Raw genomic sequence first — 17,491 nt, 5'->3', positions numbered from 1 at the left:
TATTATTCCCCCTCTACCTCTTGTTGTACAATCTCTACTTCATCCGGTCGATATACGGCTTGCAGCTGTCCGGCCGCATCTGTGGCAAACAGCACGGAGCGATTTTTCTCCAACAGGAACGTATATATGGCTCCCGTACGTGTATCTCTGACTTTCACCTCATGATTCAAAGCGAACTCCGATACAAATACGTATAGATTGCCTTTCGGAAAGCTCAGCTTCCGTCCATAAATCCCTGCCAGATCACCGCCAGATATCCATTCCAGTTCATTTTCAATACCAGCCACTTCTGACGCATATCGATACAGGTCAGCCAGCGGCTCATCCCGGCTGTTCAGCTCCAGCGGCAGCGGGCTCCAGATCAACTTGCCGTTGCCTAATGGTAGTACGACTACTTCATCAGGTGTATGATTCTCCGCATGAAGCAACGTTTCCTTCGCCACCTCGGCAATCCGGCGACGACCATACGTGACGCGGTGATTCACCCCGTTAATATTCAGCATTTCTTCTCGCTGTACGTTGCCCAGACTGCGCTGGCCAACAAGATGATCTACCCGATCACTTGTTTTCCAATAAGCATCCAACCCGAGCGGGCCCGTAATAAGCAGCGTAGCTCCTTCATTCTCCGCGAAGTTCAATAGCTCGCTTAACGCATCGCTGTCCATGTTGTGAGGACTCGGAACCATGATCAGCTTCGGAGGTTGCTGCTTCAATGCTTCCAGATGATACTCGGATACAGCCCGGAATGGCTGCTTCAGCTCATAAGCCATCACACGCGTCAATTTTGTGGTTGCATCGTAGGCCAGGGAACGGTTCGAGAAGTCGTTGGAATACGGGAAGACCACCGCAATGTCCTCCAGCTCACGATCAGTAAACAGGTCTCGAATCTGCTCCATGAATCGGCCAAAATCGTAAGACACATCGGCTTCAGGTTTTTCTGTACCGTCCGCTCTCAGCGCTCCAATATGAGATTCATTGGCATTATCCATATAGAAGTTCGTATTCCAGATCCATTGCACTGCTCCGGCTCCGCCTGTTGAGAAGGCATAGGCGTATTTGCGCTCCAGAATGCTGTGAAGCTCTTCCTCTGTGCGTTTGGCCCGGCCATCCGGGGTTTCCACATACATGATGCCTGTCTCCTGAATGAGATTGGGTTTATGTGGTGTTTTGGCGAAAATACCGTCCCAGATCAGGTCATCGTTGAGCCACCAGGAATGCACGGTTGTATAATCCACTTCACTCTCGTAGAAGAACGGTGAAGGCCGCTGTGCTCCGAGAGCTTCATCCTGTCCCACGGTAACCAGATGATGGGGAACAAGATCCTTGATCGTGCCTACAAGCTCTCTCGCCCAAACATTATGCATCTCCATCGAGAAGAGACAGTAATCAAGCCAGCGTGTTCCTTTTTTAGCCTTGTGCATATCCTGTACATCGAAATTGATCTCTTCCGGTTCAGGAATGACTGCTGCTGTAAAGTCAGGGAGCTGCTTAGGTGACATGTTCCATGCCTCCTGCAACGCTTCAATCGTCTGATGCCGCTGCTGAAGCCACGCGATAAACGCCTGCTGCTCATATGAATCTCTTGCCGAACGTGGCCCATCGGAGAATATGCGCACAGGATCAAACATCGACGGTTCATTAATCAAGTCCCAGTCCACATGTGTGGAATGTCTGTGACGACTCACAATGCTGCGAATGAAGCGTTTCTGTGCATCTACGCTCTGCGGGTCCAAATATGGATTTGTTCCTTCCCACGTCTCGGGTGTAAAAGAGAAAAAGGTGAACGTCACTTGAAGGCCATGCCGTTTTGCCGTTAACAGGAACGCATCAATAGCACGCAGTACATCCTCGGACATATGACCATCCACCTGCATCATGTTGCGATAGGCAGTCCAAATTCCGGTCCGAATCCAGTTAATGCCGGCTTTCGCCATCTGTGCCATATCCCGATCCCATACATCCGCATTGGGAAGGAACAGGAATTTCCGTGCCACGTCCGAGGTCATGTAGGTCATACCAACAACAGGCAGCGGACGACCGTCTTTGATAAAATAATCTCTGCTGCGTGTTATGACTCCCCCTTCTGCGAGCAAAGCTGCGTCCTGACCCCAGAAGCCCTGCCGCAGTATGCGAACTTCTCCATCCGGTGCCTGAACACGACCGATGATTCGGTACAGCCCGCTCTCGATTGAAAACGGAAGAAGAATCCGTTCAAAACGCTGTTCGCCGGAAAGTTCCATCTCCAGTTGATGATTCCATACCTTCTCTACCGTGCCGTTTGTGCGATCTTCCCGTTCAACGGTTAAATCAATGGTCCAAAGTTCCGGCTCACTTCTTCTGCTGCCCGCACGCTGTAGAATTTGGGTTTGGAGGATCAGTGAGGCTCGTTCACCCAAATCATATGCAGCATAGTTCGGCTTCAGAGATAGCTCGGTTACACCTTTGGCGCAATACTGCGCCCAGTTCACCATTTCAGCTGCTCCGTTCTGTTCCCAGAAAGCAGCCGTCAAAGGCAGATGCACAAACAGCCAGCGCGAACCGGCAAACGTACTGCGGGAGTTTTCCCATAATACGATTGGGGCAGCGATGCTGCGACCATCCTTGCTGCGGCCGCGAAGCAGCGGAGAAATCTGCGTGCTCATCGGACCTGAGGAACCCATTTGATGTGGCAAATCGCTTGTTTTGGTTGTATGAGGTACCAGATTCCACGTATCCGCACTCTCGAACAGTCCCTCTTTGCCTGCAAGGAGTGAAATATCTTCTGAGGAAATTAGTGAATCCACTTTGGCTGCGGATACCTTTAATGCCTCATGAATATAAAGCTCCTGGTGATACGCCGTTTGTTCCGACTCGGAAATCCATGCCCCATTCTCCTGACGAACAGGACGTTTGAATGGTGCACCGCCAACACTGATCAGGCTTCCGCCCTGATGAAGAAAAGCTGCAATTGCGGTCCAAGCGGATTTTGGAAAATAAGGCGCATGCAGGTTCACGAAACACCCTTCACCTGCCGCTGTGCTCAAAGCCGAAGCCAATTCATCCGCGCCCACAACGATGATCTCTTCCGATGCTTTCCATGAATCAAGAGCACCTTGCGTTGGCAAAGTACCCTCCACTGGAAACGTTGGATCAGAGAAAATAATCAACTTGGTTCTCTTCACCTGTGCGCTGCTCATAGCAAACCATCCTTCATGGATTTATAGACCAACTGGGAGAACAGGCTGTTGGACCAAGCAAACCATTTTCTCGTAAAAATCGTCGGATCGTCGGCATGGAAACCTTCATGCATATATCCTGTATCCGCATCCGTTGCTTCCAGCATCCGAATGATTTCGAGCTTCTCTTCAGCAGACTGGGCCGTCAATCCTTGCATGGACAGACCCATATGCCAGATGTAATCCGGCGGTGTATGCGGGCTGCCGATTCCTTTGGCAACTTTGCCTTCATAATAGAACGGATTCTCTTTGCTGAGCGCAAAACGTCTCGTATTCTGATAGATCGGATCATCCGCTGTGACGTAACCAAGATAAGGAATAGACATCAGTCCCGGTGTACCCGCATCGTCCATCAGGCAGTAGTTGCCGAATCCATCCGTCTCATAAGCATAGATCGGGCCAAATTCAGGATGACGGTAAATACCGTACAGCTGGATACCATGATCTACTTCGGCTTCCAGATCCTTAAGTTCCTGCAGGAACTCCATATCCCGGAATACCCACTCCGCGAACTCCTGCATCTGACGCAGGGCAACGACGGCAAACATATTGCCTGGAATGTTGTAATGGAAATCACACGCATCATCACTGGAACGGAAACCAGACCAGATCATGCCTGTGTAATTGACGGGCATGCCTCGTCCGTTATTGCGGATTGAATCCGTAGCAATACCGTTATTGCGGGTAAAGCTGTATGGTGATTGCTCCATGTGATGCTGCTCCACCTTGAACAGATCTACGATTTTGCGCATGGCGGCTTTGAAGCTGGAATCGAAAATATCCGTCAGTTCGGTTTCTTTCCAATATAAATAAGCGAGACGCACGACAAAGCACAAGGAATCAATTTCGAATTTGCGCTCCCACACCCAAGGTGACATCTCGGTCACGTCGGTGGTGTTCCAGTGCCAGTCATTGGCTGTCTCGTTAAAGGCGTTAGCATATGGATCAATATGAACGTACTGGATGTGACGCTTGATCAGACCGCCAATAATGCGTTGCAGGTCTTGATCTTCCTTGGCAAATGGAATGTAATGCACCACTTGCTCCACGGAATCACGCAGCCAGGAAGCTGGAATATCGCCAGTGATGACAAAGGTTGTGCCGTCATCCATTAATTTCGTTGTTGTTTCAATCGTATTCGGGAAACAGTTCTTGAATAGTTGAAGCAGCTTCGGTCGATGCGCCAGCTTCTGCTCTGCTTCTTCCATTACAGCCTGTACGGCTTGTGGCAATGCAACAGGTGGCATCGGTATTTTGGGTAGTCTGAATTGTTCCATGAATGAGTGCACTCCTTAAACAAATTGAATGGTGTAGCTATTGAGGATGAAACAAAAAATTTACACGGGACCACTGCGCGGTCAGAAATATCCTCCGATCGCTGTTATCCCCAGATTTTTTGATTCCCTTTTCTAAAGGGTAAAATCCGGGGATAGCGTATGCTTCCGATGTAGCTTTCTTTCAGAAAGCTTTTGAGGCGAACGCTTCGCTTCTTCGAATTCTTTCTGCCCTCTATCGTGTAAATACGTTTACTCCTATATAGCTCAAAATATTTCAAAAAGGTTTACCGCAGTAGCACGGTTTGTATTTCGTAAGGTTTAAAAGATAATGTAATCTGGCCTTTGGTATGGGCCAGTGGTTTGATCGGTTCTTCCAGAGCGTTGGAGTGATATGCTTGCTCAAAGGCATGCGGCCATTGTAATGTGATGCTTTCGCGTTTGCCTGATGACTCATAGAAACGAAGTACGGTGCCGTGTCCATCCTCTGCCGGTTTGACCGTGTCCAGAATGACATGTTGGCTGTCGAAATTAATCCATGAGCCACTTGCTGGGCGTGAGTATGCCACAGTTACTGTTGGTTCGACTTCAGCCCCTTTGCTCTGACTCTGCTGCACCTGTTTCATCGGTTGCACTTGCTGCGGCTGTTGCATTTGCTCCACTTGATGCACAGGCACTTCATGGTTCAATTCGGCTGCCTGACGTACCGTATGTGCACTTCTCCAGTCGCCTTCATGTGGATACAGGGAATAGGTGAAATCATGTTCTCCAATATCCGCAGTCCGGTCAGGCCATCTCGGTGCACGCAACAAGGAAAGGCGAATCGTGCTTCCTTGTACGTCGTATCCATATTTGCAATCATTAAGTAGACTGACGCCATATCCGTGCTCGGCGACATCTGCGAAGCGGTGTCCGCACACTTCATACTGAGCCTGCTCCCAACTCGTGTTGCGATGAGTTGGACGCTCCAATGCACCAAATGGAATTTCATAGGTTGCTTTGGAAGTCACTATATCGATCGGGAAGCCCACTTTGAGCAATTTATGATCTTCATTCCAGCTTACATGGGTTTTGAAATCGATCCGTCGATTGTCATGATAGAACACCATATCCTGTGTAATCACAGACTGATGAAGCTTCCACTGAAAACGAAGTACGTCCTTCGTAGTACCTGCCAAAACCAGTTTTTTCTCCAAGAGCTCCACTTCTCCAGCAACCTGAGCCTCATAACGGCTGTCGATATCCCAGGCATCCCAGAGCGTCGGACGGTCATGGAAAAAGTGAAATTGATTGCCGCGTTCACCTGGCTTCAGAATCTCGCGTTCTGCTGTCTTGTCCCACAAGCGGGATATCTCGCCAAGCTCGTTAAACTGAACTTGGTAATACTCGGTTTCCCATGTATCTGTAAAGTTCTTTTGCCCAGCAATGCTCGCCATTTCCCGTACATTTGTTTCTTTTGCATTTTCCGGTACGAGCCAAATCGTCTTATGACCAAAGGCTGGAATATCCGTCACCAGAACCGAAATTTCGCCATCTTCCCGATCCATGCGCAAACGCTGACCTTCTTCATCAATGACGTAGCGATCCAATCCATCGTGCATATGAAGTTGAACGACTTCACTTCGATTCCAGCCAAGGCTGTTGAACACAACATAAGGAACAGAACCCTCTGGCCCCTGCGTATTAATTCCCCTCGTTAATGCAGCAACACCTTGATTCAGTCCTTCTCTACCCAATTCGAATACCCGAATATACTCCTCATCCGACGTTACATAGGATTCCGTTATGGCCGAACCAGGGATAATATCATGGAATTGATTCAGCAAAATCAGCTTCCATCCATCATGCAGCGCCGAACGTACTTCAGCATCCTGCTGCGGCTCCATATCCGGTAGGGCAAGTGTGTTCCAGAGCTCCGCTTCGCGATAAAGCACCTCAGCCTTCCGATTGTTGCGCTTATTGCGGCCATGGGTCGTATAGGTACCCCGGTGAAGTTCCAGATACAAGTCGCCATGCCACTTCGGAAGATCAGGCTGCGCCTTCTCGATTCCGTCAAAAAAGGCTCCGGCGGTACTATAACCATTCTTCGGTTGGCCCACCATCAACTCGGAACGGTCCACGTACTCCAACATCTCTCGCGTCACGCCGCCGCCACCATCGCCATGCCCGTACAGAAGCATATGCTCAGGATGCGCCGCCTTCTCACGGTATGACTGCCAATGATCATGAATATCCTTCGGCAAGGTATGCTCGTTAACACCATGATTGAGATAAGACAGGATGGACGTGCCATCAATGCCTACCCAGTGGAACAGATCATATGGAAATACGTTCGTATCATTCCATCCGAGCTTGGTCGTCATGAAGTACTCCACATTGCCATGCTTCAGGATCTGAGGCAGGGAAGCACAATAACCAAATGTATCTGGCAGCCATTCAATCTGTGATGTTTTGCCGAACTCCTCCATATAGAAGCGCTGACCATATAACATCTGACGAATCAGGGATTCCCCGCTCGGAATGTTCAGATCCGGCTCAACCCACATCCCGCCAACTAGTTCCCAGCGTCCTTCCGCAATGCGTTTCTTCACCCGTTCATACAGCTCGGGATCATGCTCCTTCAGAAAAGCGTACAGCAAAGGCTGGCTCTGGGAATAAACATAATCCGGATATTCATTCATGAGTGCATCCACCGTGGAGAATGTACGACTGGTCTTGCGCACCGTCTCACGTACAGGCCACAACCAGGCAATATCGATGTGCGATTGCCCCACCATATGCTCCAAGCCTTCGGCGTTTCCACCAATCTCCCGCACTTCATGGATCAATCTATCTTCGATACTGTGGATGTCATTCCCCTGCTTGACAGCCTCTTCTGCCAGGCCTACAAATTGATCCATCGCCCGATAGATCGCTTCCAGCAGGCGCACCCGGCGAAAATCACTTTCCGGCAGCAGCACCGCGGAATCACGCACAATGGTGACCGTGTACATCAGACTGCGAACAGGTTCATTCGGTCGCACCAGCAAACTTCTGATCGATGTAATCGGCGGCTGAATAACCGCCTGTTGATTCAATGGATCAACAGGTTCGGGTACCGGATCGAATAACTCAATCTCAAGTTCAGGCTGAGCCCCTATTCGGGAAGGGTCGAGTGTGACATACGTATGATTACGATCCAGCCCCTGATAGGAATGTCCATTCACCCGAAGCAAGCCTTCCCCACCGGATTCAAATACAAGTCCGTAAGGTTCTTTCTGCCAGGAGGCAGGTACATCCAGCCGTGTACGGAAGAAATAAGTCGTTCCCTGATCACTCGGGAAACGATTCAATCCCTCCCCTTCTGGATAAGCCTTCTGATCCTCGTATTGTCCTGGTACTTTATAATAAGCGCGGCTGATGTCCCAGCTGCGCAGCTCCATTTGCTCCAACCACTGACGTTCGGACAACTCGCGAATAAATCGTCTGATGCGTTCCATTTCCTTACGCCTCCTCTACCGTCAGCTCGGCGAACTGCGTATCGTTCACATGTCTTCCGATATGAATATGGAATTGTCCTGGTTCAACGACAGGCGTGAGATCACGACCAATATATTGCAGCTGCTCCGCTCCAATATGGAAGGCTACCGTCTTCGTCTCTCCAGGTTCCAAAATCACTTTTTCAAACCCCTTCAGTTCTTTGGCTGGGCGTGCTACACGGCTGACCACGTCAGATACATACATCTGAATGACTTCTGCACCTCTGCAAGAACCCGTATTGGTGACTTCCACTGATACGGTGACAGTCTCGTCGGCCGTCATCGATTCTGTACTTAGCTTCGGCTCACTGTAATCAAAAGTAGTATAGCTAAGTCCATATCCGAATGGATAACGAGGCTCCAGATCCTCTTCCAAATAACGCTTGCCGCGTGAACGTTTGCCATTGTAGTAGATCGGTAATTGACCCACATGCTTCGGAATAGATATCGTCAGTTTGCCGGACGGATTCACTTCACCGAACAAGATGTCCGCAATGGCATGCCCACCCTCTTGGCCTGGGTACCATGCTTCCAGAATGGCATCGGCATGTTCATCCACCCAAGGCTCGGTGATCGGGCGACCGTTGATATAAACAATGACAAGTGTTTTGCCAAGCTTGTGAATCTCTTGAATCAGCTCCAGCTGGACTCCTGCAAGCCCAAGCGTCATGCGGTCAATGCCTTCTCCACACTCCATATCATTCCATGAGTTATCGGACACATTTGAAGCACCTGTCTTCAGATCGATCGTTCCTTCACCAAAATCACGGGCACTCGAGCCGCCAACGACCATGATGACCGTATCGGCCTGACGTGCAGTTTCTATTGCGTGCTCGAACCCTTCTCTTGAATCACCCTTGATGCGACATCCCGGTGCATAGAGCACCTGATCACCAGCATTCGAATGTCCATCTGAGTCCTCCTCTTCTTGCCCACTCTCACTTATAGCAAGCTTACTGCGGATGCCATCCAGCACCGTAGCCACTTTGGACTTCGGTTGGGGGGAAGTATAATCGCCCAACTGGTTGTAGGCTTGGTCTGCATTAGGACCAATAACAGCAATTCGGCCCGCTGTTGCCGTCGACAGAGGTAACGTTGCAGCTTCATTTTTGAGCAAGACCACACCTTCTGCAGCCAATTGGCGTGCCAGTTGAATATGTTCTTCACTGCCAATGACTTCTGCCGCTCGATCGGCATCCACATAAGGCTGCTCGAATAATCCCAGCTTGAATTTCAGTGCCAGCACACGGCGGACAGCCTGATCCAGTACATGCATTTCAAGTTTGCCTTCCGAGATCGCTTGCACCAGATATTGTCCAAACATCTCACCGGACATTTCCATATCAATACCTGCCTGAATGGCCTGTACGGATGCTTCCAATCCATCTGACGCCACATCATGCCCACTTGCGAGCATGTTGATGGCACCGCAGTCCGTAATCACCAGACCGTCAAAGCCCCAATCTTTTCGCAGAACGTCATCCAGCAGCTCCGTATTAACCGTACACGGGATACCGTCGATTTCGTTATAAGCCGGCATAATGGATTGAGCGCCTGCTTCAACAGCTTTGCGGAACGGATACAGATCTACTTCCAGCAGCTCACGCCAGCCCATATGCACCGGTCCCGCATTGCGTCCACCTTCCGAGCTGCCATAACCGACAAAGTGTTTCAGTGTAGCCGCTACCGCTTCCTCTTGGTCCAAACGCTCGCCCTGAAGTCCTTGCACGGAAGCAACAGCTAGCTCACCAATAAGATACGGGTCTTCGCCAAAGCATTCCTCGGTACGCCCCCAGCGTGGATCACGTACAACATCCAGCACCGGAGAATACGTTACCGCACCACCTTGAGCACGCGTCTCGCGAGCGACCGCCCGGCACATGTCACGGTACAGATCCACATTCCAGGTACTTCCCAAGAGCAGGGGAACCGGATAGACCGTACCATCAATCGCCATATGTCCGTGCGAGCATTCCTCTCCGATCAGAATGGGAATCCCCAGTCTGGACTGCTCTACAGCATGACGCTGAATAAGGTTTACTGCTTCTGCCCCTTCTCTGGCAGACAGTCCATTTTCAAGCGTAACACCCGTCCATGGATCTGCACGAAGTGCACCGTACAGGGAGCCTACGCCCCCGTTTTCCACCTGCTGCTTAAAGGATTCATTCAGCGTAATGTTCCCCTGATCATTCGTATATGTCTGCCAACCAAAAGGCTGGATGAGCTGACCCGCCTTTTCTTCCGTCGTCATTAAGCTCAGCAGATGTTCTACTCGCTCTTCTACGGATTTGCTTTTGTCCTTATATATCATCATCCTTCAACGCCTCCACCCTATAGAAGTGATTCGGTTACTCTTTGACAGCTCCGACCGTCAGACCTTGTACAAAGTAACGCTGGAAGAACGGATATGCGAAAATAATCGGCAACGTGGCGAGAACCACCATGGCCATCCGTGAAGTATCCTGCGGGATGGATTGCATCGCCGCCAGACTCATCGAGCTGTTCGCCGAGTTCTGCTGGATGAACTGGATGCTGGACTCGATCCGCATCAGCATCGATTGCAGCGGTACGAGGTTGGGATTATCGATATATAACAGTGCATTGAACCAATCGTTCCAATAACCGAGCGTACTGAACAATCCGATTGTCGCAAGCCCTGGCAGCGATAATGGAATGACAATTTTCATAAACGTATAGAATTCTCCGGCTCCATCAATTTTCGCGGATTCAATGACTGCATCCGGCACACTGGTTGAATAGAACGTACGCAGGATCATGATATAGAAGGCATTCATTGCAAGCGGCAGAACCAGTGCCCATATGCTATCTTTTAAATGAAGAAGTTGGGATACGACCATATAGGTCGGAATCATCCCGCCGTTGAACAACATGGTCAGAATGGCAAATATGGAGAAAAATCTCCGATAACGGAAACTCTTGCGGGAAATTGCATAAGCATACAGCGACATTAGAATCAGACTGATGATGGTACCCAGCACCGTCACGAGAATGGTTACCCCATAAGCACGCAGCAGCGTGTCTCCACTCTGCCACACAAACTGATAGGCTGCGAGACTCCATTCCTTCGGAATCAGTCGATACCCGTCACGGGCCAGTGCTTTCTCGTCCGTGAACGAGATGATCACTACAAACACGAAAGGAAATACACAGATTAAAGCGAATAGTCCGGCCAAAATATTCATAATGACATTCCAGCCATTGGATACATGATAGAAGTCGCGTTTTTTTACGATTTGAGCCACAGTGGTTCACTCCTTTCTCTTATCCTAGAATAGGCTGCTATCTTTATCGATTTTGCGTACTACGTAGTTGGAAATGATAACGAGCACAAAGCCTACAACGGATTGATACAATCCGGCAGCGGTACTCATGCCAATCTCACCACTTGTTTTCAAGCCACGATACACATACGTATCAATAACATTGGTAACGGCATACAACGTACCCGAATCCCTTGGAACCTGATAGAAGAGACCGAAGTCGGCATAGAAGATGCGACCCACAGCCAGTAACGTCATAATAATAATGATCGGTGAGAGCAAAGGAATCGTAATGTTGCGAATCTGCTGCCACTTATTGGCTCCATCGATCATGGCTGCCTCATACAGCGACCGATCAATCCCCAGAATGGAAGCGAGATAGACAATGCTGTTGTACCCGATCGTTTTCCACAGAGCTACGAACACCAGGATATACGGCCAATACTTCGCTTCCGAATACCACTGAATCGGTTCCACACCGAACCACCCAATAATCTGGTTCAACATCCCCCGGTCCATGCTCAGGAAGCTGAACGCGAAGTAACCGACAATAACCCAGGAGAGGAAATACGGCAGGAACATACCTGTTTGATACAATTTGGCCAATCGTTTATTGACCAGCTCCGAGAGCAGAATCGCCAAACCTACAGCGAATACCAGCCCCAGAAATATAATCGCAAGGTTATAAAAAAGCGTGTTTCGAGTAATGAGCCAAGCATCGTTGGTGCTGAACAGGAATTTAAAGTTATCCCAACCCACCCATTCGCTCTTCATCAGACTGGCCCAGAAGCCTTCGCGGCTGAAACGATATTGTTTGAATGCGGCTACTGTACCCACCAATGGCAAGTAGGAGAAGAAGAAGAACCAGATGGCGCCTGGCAGCACCATGAACAGCATGACTCGGTTTCTAATCAGATTTTTCAAAAATGCGGTCATATGGAGATCCTCCTTCAGGCTTGAATGAAAAAGGATCGGGCGCAACAAGCAGCGGCCCGATCCCTGAATTTACCCTTACTTATTTGCCGCTCTCCAGGCATCAAGCTGGGTTTGGGCTTCAGCCATCACTTTTTCAAGTCCGGCTTGATTGAACTTCTCAATCACTTGCTCCAAATTGTTCTCTGGGTCCAGCGTACCTGTCATCAATGCGGCCCAGTATTGCTCTTTGACATTCTGCACTGCTGTCAGTTCCGACGACACTTTGCTGGAGTCAAAGTTAAAGCTCAGAATTGGGGAATTTACACCCTCTGCATTAAATTTCTTGAACTCATCCCATTTGTTATCCGGGTCATTGTTGTTCAGATACAACAACATGTTGTTACCGAGGGAGTAAGAAGGCATATCATAGTTCTTGGATTCAGCCAGATTTTCCATGTGCGTGTCATCCACTTTTTTGTAGTGAACGCCCTCAATACCGGAATCAACCATATTGCGCAGCACTGGATCTGTATTCAACAGGTTCAGGAACTCCATTGCTTTCTCCGGATATTCAGAGTTGGCCGAGATAGCCATGATCGAACCTTGTACAGACGTGTTGGTGATGATCGCGTCACTAGCTGGTGTGGAAACTACCGGATATCCGTAGCTTGCTGACCATTGGTTGTCCGCGAGCGGTTGTGTCTGTGCACGATCCAGGAACCAGTTGCCTGATGTGGTCAGGTCATTGGTGGAGCCTGTTGTTGCTGCCTCTGGTGATACATAACCAGCTTTGTAGTATTTGCTCATCGTTTTGAGTGCTGCTTTCATTTCCGGAGTATCCAGAATGTTCACGATCTTGTAATCCGTCGTATCCAGTTTGATTGCCATTGGCAAGTTCTGAATGACGTAGTCGTAAGGCACATAAGGAACGAAGTTTTTATCCATTCCAAATGGAGTCACGCTTGGCTCATTTTCCTTGATCGTTTTGAGCAAAGGCTCCAGACTGTCCAACGTACGGATATTGGAGATGTCCATTTTGTATTTATCAAGCAGCGTTTTGTTGAAACGCCATACCTCTTGTTGAGGCAGCTCTTTGTTGGCCGGAATACCGTAATTGTGTCCGTCTACTTTCGAACCGCTCAGGAATGCAGGATCAATCGTTTTAATAAGGTCCTGACCATATTTAGGGAGCAAATCATCAAGCTCAAGGAATGCGCCCTTTCTAGCATTTTGAACATAATCGAATCCGCCTGAAGAGGTGAACAGGATGTCCATTGGCTCACCGGATGCTACGTTAACTTGCATCTTTTGCGGATAGTCACCCCAGTCAACCATTTTCATTGTAACTGTGGCATTGATTTTTTCTTTCGTGTACTTGCTGACTTCTTCCATCACTTTATTAACATCTTTCTGAGGGGTACCAATGGTGTACCAGATCAGCTCGACAGGAGCCTCTCCTGCTTCCCCTGATTCTGAAGCATCCTTGCTTCCTCCACAGGCGCTAAGAACGAGTGTAACCGCCATCAACAATGCAAGAACGAGAGAAAAACTTTTTCTTTGTTTACTCATTTCCTTGATCCTCCCTTTTCGTGTTCCCTTTAGCTGTACAAACTAACTGCTTTAACCTTATCGAATGAAAGCATTTTCAAAAAGAAGATAAACTTAATATTTCGAGGTACAAATTAAAGAGAAATCAGTACCGATTCATGAATTTGTACCGATTTGAATAAATCGCTTACATCAAAAAGACATGCTGAGTAACATTTGGCACCAACTCCATTGCATGCCCTCCTGTCCCCAGAATGTCTCATTTAGTTCAGTCCACTGGTCCAATCGGTGATCCACTGTAAATTATCCAAAAACCTTAAAATCGGTTGGTGAAATTCCCACATACTTGCGGAACTGTTTATAGAAATATCCGGTTTCCCAGTACCCCACATTCCTTGCGATCTCATGCACTTTCAGATTCGAATTGCGCAGCTGTTCCTTGGCACGTTCGATCCGGTATTTATTGATATATTCGGCAAAAGTCTCCCCCGTCTCCTTGTGGAACAGTTGTCCCAAATATACCGGATGAAGATGATAGTGAGCACCCAGCAGCTTCAGGGAAAGCTCTTCTGCGTAATGTTTGTCAATATGTTGAAGCACCTGGTTGACGATTGGATTCTTTAAATCCTGAAGCAGAGACTGTATCGTCTCTGAACCAACCTGCTGCAACGCCTGCACGAGTTCATCAAAGGTTCCGCTGTCCAATACAAGGCGAAGACCACGTTGGTAAATAGCCGATTCATCGGAATGTTTGATGCCCTCCAATTCCATCTTGAAGCGAATGACCACTTCCAGTGCGATGTTCTGCAACTCAGCCGGAGTAACCCCGTCGCGGTGCTGTTCAAAATCAACCCGAATTCGCTCCGCAAGCAGCTCTGCATTACGGGATAGAATGAGCTTCGCGTACTCCTTCCAATCGATCGAGAAGGAAGAAGCAGAGCTTCCACCCTTCTCCAATATGGCATGATCGATCACTTTGAGATTGGGATAGATCATCACATACTGGAGCGCCTTTTTCGCCTCCTGATAGCTTGCAGGAGCATGGTGGAGTCCGCGCATCAGACTTCCTGCCCCAATCAGAACAGCAGGATGTGTCTCACACAGCGCAGCGGATAATGCCTGAAGGCACTCCATAAATTTCTTTTTCTCGTCCTCGCCTGCATGCATATTGGCAACAATGACAATATCTCCGTCGATGTCATGGAATATATTCACATAGGACTTATCCTTCAGCATGTCCTCCACTCGCTCGAACATGCCGGATGCTTCTCCTTTAGTGCGCAGTATTGCTACTGCAACATCAGGTGCATCCAGCGAAAGATTCAAGAACTGCGCCCGTTCCTCGAATTCCGTGGCCGCGATCTGTCCCGTCAGCCATCGATGAAGGATGTTGTCTTTCAGAATCTGAACACCATAAGCATCATCTGTTTGAGGAGACAACGTATGGTCCAGCTTGGAAGCAGTATTGCGAAGCGTCGATTCCAGTTCCTCCACATTGATCGGTTTGAGCAGGTAATTTTCGATACCCAGCTGCATGCCCTCTTTCAAATATTCAAACTCATTAAAACCACTTAGAATAATTACCTTGATGTCAGGCTGCAATTGCCTTGCTTCCCGAATCAGATCCAGACCATTCATGAATGGCATGGAAATATCGGTGATCAGTATGTCCACAGGCTGCGCGGACAAGGCGTTTAATGCGGCCTGTCCATTGCCGGCATGGCTTACAATTTCCATATCGAACGACGACCAATCCAAAATATCGTACAACCCTTCAATGATGAACGGTTCATCATCCACTATAAATACCTTGTACATATTAAATACCTGTCCCTTCTGTATGAGGATAACGTACCCTGATCAGGGTTCCTTCTCCAAGTGTACTTTCTATCGTGATGCCGAATTCCGGTCCATACAGGAAACGCAAACGGGTGTGTACGCTGCGCAGTCCAAACATTTTACCCGACTCTTCCGGACGTTCCAGTTCTTCTAAAATTTCATTCAGGCGTTCAGGCTCAATGCCTTTGCCATTATCTCTGACCTCTACCTGCAAAGCGTCTCCCAGTTCTTCAACAACGATCGTTAATTGATTATCCGAACGTTCTGTCTGAATGCCGTGCACCACATAGTTCTCAATAATCGGCTGCAGGGATAGCTTGACAACCGGATGCTGGTTATGCACAGGGTCCAACTGAATAGAGTACATGAAAATATCCTTATACCGGATTCGGAACAATTCCAGATATAAACGGCAAGCTTCCATCTCATCCTTGAGCGTATAATTTTTCTTCTGTTGAACAAGGCTCTTGAATAACACGGATAAACTGTAAATCATCTCTCCAACATCCTTCGCCCCCTGCGAAATCGCCCTCATTCGAATGACTTCCAGCGTGTTATAGAGAAAGTGAGGATTAATCCGTGCCTGGAGAGCGACCAGTTCTGTCTCCTTTTGTTTGATCTCGGCTTTGTAGACGCGCTCAATATATTGATTAAGTTCATCCAGCATATCGTTGAAACTGTGCGAGATCTGTCCGAGCTCATCATCACGGGCATCATCGATGCGTGCTGTCAGGTTGCCATATTTCACCCTTTGGGTGAAACGAATGATTCTGCGGGTGCGTTTGGCAAAATTAATGATGAAAAACGCCGGAACCAGCACCGCAAACAGGATACATATGATGCTAATCGAAACGATTGTATTGCGTGTACCCGCGTAGGCCTCAGCCATCTCATCCACAGGAACCGTGCCAACGACCACATATCCCTGATCCGCCGAGACAAACTTGTTCACATACATATTTCGCTCCTTTTTCATCGAGTCCATATCCGTCTGATCAAACAGGGAATCGGCCACATTGATATACGGGTACTTCTTGCCGTAATAGTTACTGTTGGAATCGAACAATACCGTACCCTTGGCTGACAGCACCACAATTTCTCCCTTGAGATTACTTTCATAACTATCCAAAGCGTTGCCAATACCTGCTGAGTCAAAGAACACAAGGAACTGTCCCAAATTTCGAAGGGTCTGTGTATCGTTGATAGGCACCCGAATCGCATACAGCGCCGGGTCCCATTGATCAATTTCTTTACGAATCCAATAGTTTGGTGCGCTGATATTCGGTGTCTCCATCGCCATCACGTCAGGAATATAGGAATGAGCCACATTGGTGTTTAGCTTTCTGAACTGCTTATGTTGATTGAAGCTGGACAGATCCTGTCGCTCAGCACTATATAACATCACTTGATTGATATCCGAATTGCGATCCATGATATTCTGAAAATGTTTCAGTACATCAGCTGAATAATCATCCTGATTCGCATAATAGCCATTCGTCAGATGCTGTACATACTCGGCGTACGTGTGATTCATCAGGTAGGTGATATTGGCTGATAAGGCCTCATTCTGATGCATATCTCTCACCATGTTTTGCACCGATTCATACTGCTGATGAATATATCGGTCAACACTCTCCATAGCCGCTTTCTGGATCGCCAGCTCTCGGCGAATCGTGGCATCGGACACTGACAGGAAAATGATATAGGACAAGGTAATAATCGTTACAATCGAAATCATGGAGAAGATGAACAGCATCTTCATAAACATATTATTTTTAAAGAAATTTTTGTAAACGCTAACAATTCTCAAGTCACATGTTCCCCCCGATGCTGTTTTCCTGTCTAAAGTATATCATCTGCCTTCTGACATTAACTTGTCACCTGGAACTTTTCTTTAGTTT

9 protein-coding genes are annotated in these 17,491 nt (G+C 48.3%); all 9 read right to left on the bottom strand.

The features are described 5' to 3' along the window. Nucleotides 1-2: 2 nt before the first annotated feature. The gene (locus HW560_RS11210; protein ID WP_090904501.1) at nucleotides 3-3,176 is read right to left on the bottom strand and encodes a beta-galactosidase; all 3,174 of its coding nucleotides are present in this window, start codon (nucleotides 3,174-3,176) and stop codon (nucleotides 3-5) included. After that, nucleotides 3,173-4,492, bottom strand: coding sequence for a glycoside hydrolase family 125 protein (locus tag HW560_RS11205; protein WP_090904502.1), 1,320 nt, complete (start codon nucleotides 4,490-4,492; stop codon nucleotides 3,173-3,175). Before HW560_RS11205 ends, HW560_RS11210 begins: the two co-directional genes overlap by 4 nt. 284 nt (nucleotides 4,493-4,776) lie before the next feature. Further along, on the bottom strand, nucleotides 4,777-7,968 hold the full coding sequence (locus HW560_RS11200) for an alpha-mannosidase (protein WP_179263090.1): 3,192 nt from the start codon (nucleotides 7,966-7,968) through the stop codon (nucleotides 4,777-4,779). Nucleotides 7,969-7,972: 4 nt separating this feature from the next. Continuing rightward, nucleotides 7,973-10,321, bottom strand: coding sequence for a glycoside hydrolase family 3 N-terminal domain-containing protein (locus HW560_RS11195; RefSeq protein ID WP_179263088.1), 2,349 nt, complete (start codon nucleotides 10,319-10,321; stop codon nucleotides 7,973-7,975). 34 nt (nucleotides 10,322-10,355) lie between these two features. Continuing rightward, complete coding sequence (locus HW560_RS11190; RefSeq protein WP_205525065.1) at nucleotides 10,356-11,210, bottom strand: carbohydrate ABC transporter permease; 855 nt, start codon at nucleotides 11,208-11,210, stop codon at nucleotides 10,356-10,358. Between the two features lie 84 nt (nucleotides 11,211-11,294). Next, nucleotides 11,295-12,224, bottom strand: a complete 930-nt coding sequence (locus HW560_RS11185) for an ABC transporter permease (RefSeq protein WP_076290895.1) — start codon at nucleotides 12,222-12,224, stop codon at nucleotides 11,295-11,297. A 75-nt stretch (nucleotides 12,225-12,299) separates the two neighbouring features. Beyond that, a complete protein-coding gene (locus HW560_RS11180) occupies nucleotides 12,300-13,772 on the bottom strand; it encodes an ABC transporter substrate-binding protein (RefSeq protein WP_076290896.1) in 1,473 nt (490 codons plus the stop codon). A 282-nt stretch (nucleotides 13,773-14,054) separates the two neighbouring features. After that, entirely contained in the window at nucleotides 14,055-15,569 is a 1,515-nt protein-coding gene (locus tag HW560_RS11175; protein ID WP_179263083.1) for a response regulator transcription factor, read from the bottom strand. Nucleotide 15,570: 1 nt separating this feature from the next. Continuing rightward, nucleotides 15,571-17,358: a sensor histidine kinase gene (locus HW560_RS11170; protein WP_179265775.1), complete on the bottom strand. Its 1,788-nt coding sequence runs from the start codon at nucleotides 17,356-17,358 to the stop codon at nucleotides 15,571-15,573. Between the last annotated feature and the right edge of the window lie 133 nt (nucleotides 17,359-17,491).

This window comes from Paenibacillus sp. E222 (assembly GCF_013401555.1).
Taxonomy (GTDB): Bacteria; Bacillota; Bacilli; order Paenibacillales; family Paenibacillaceae; genus Paenibacillus.
This window is presented reverse-complemented; position numbering and strand designations above follow the sequence as displayed.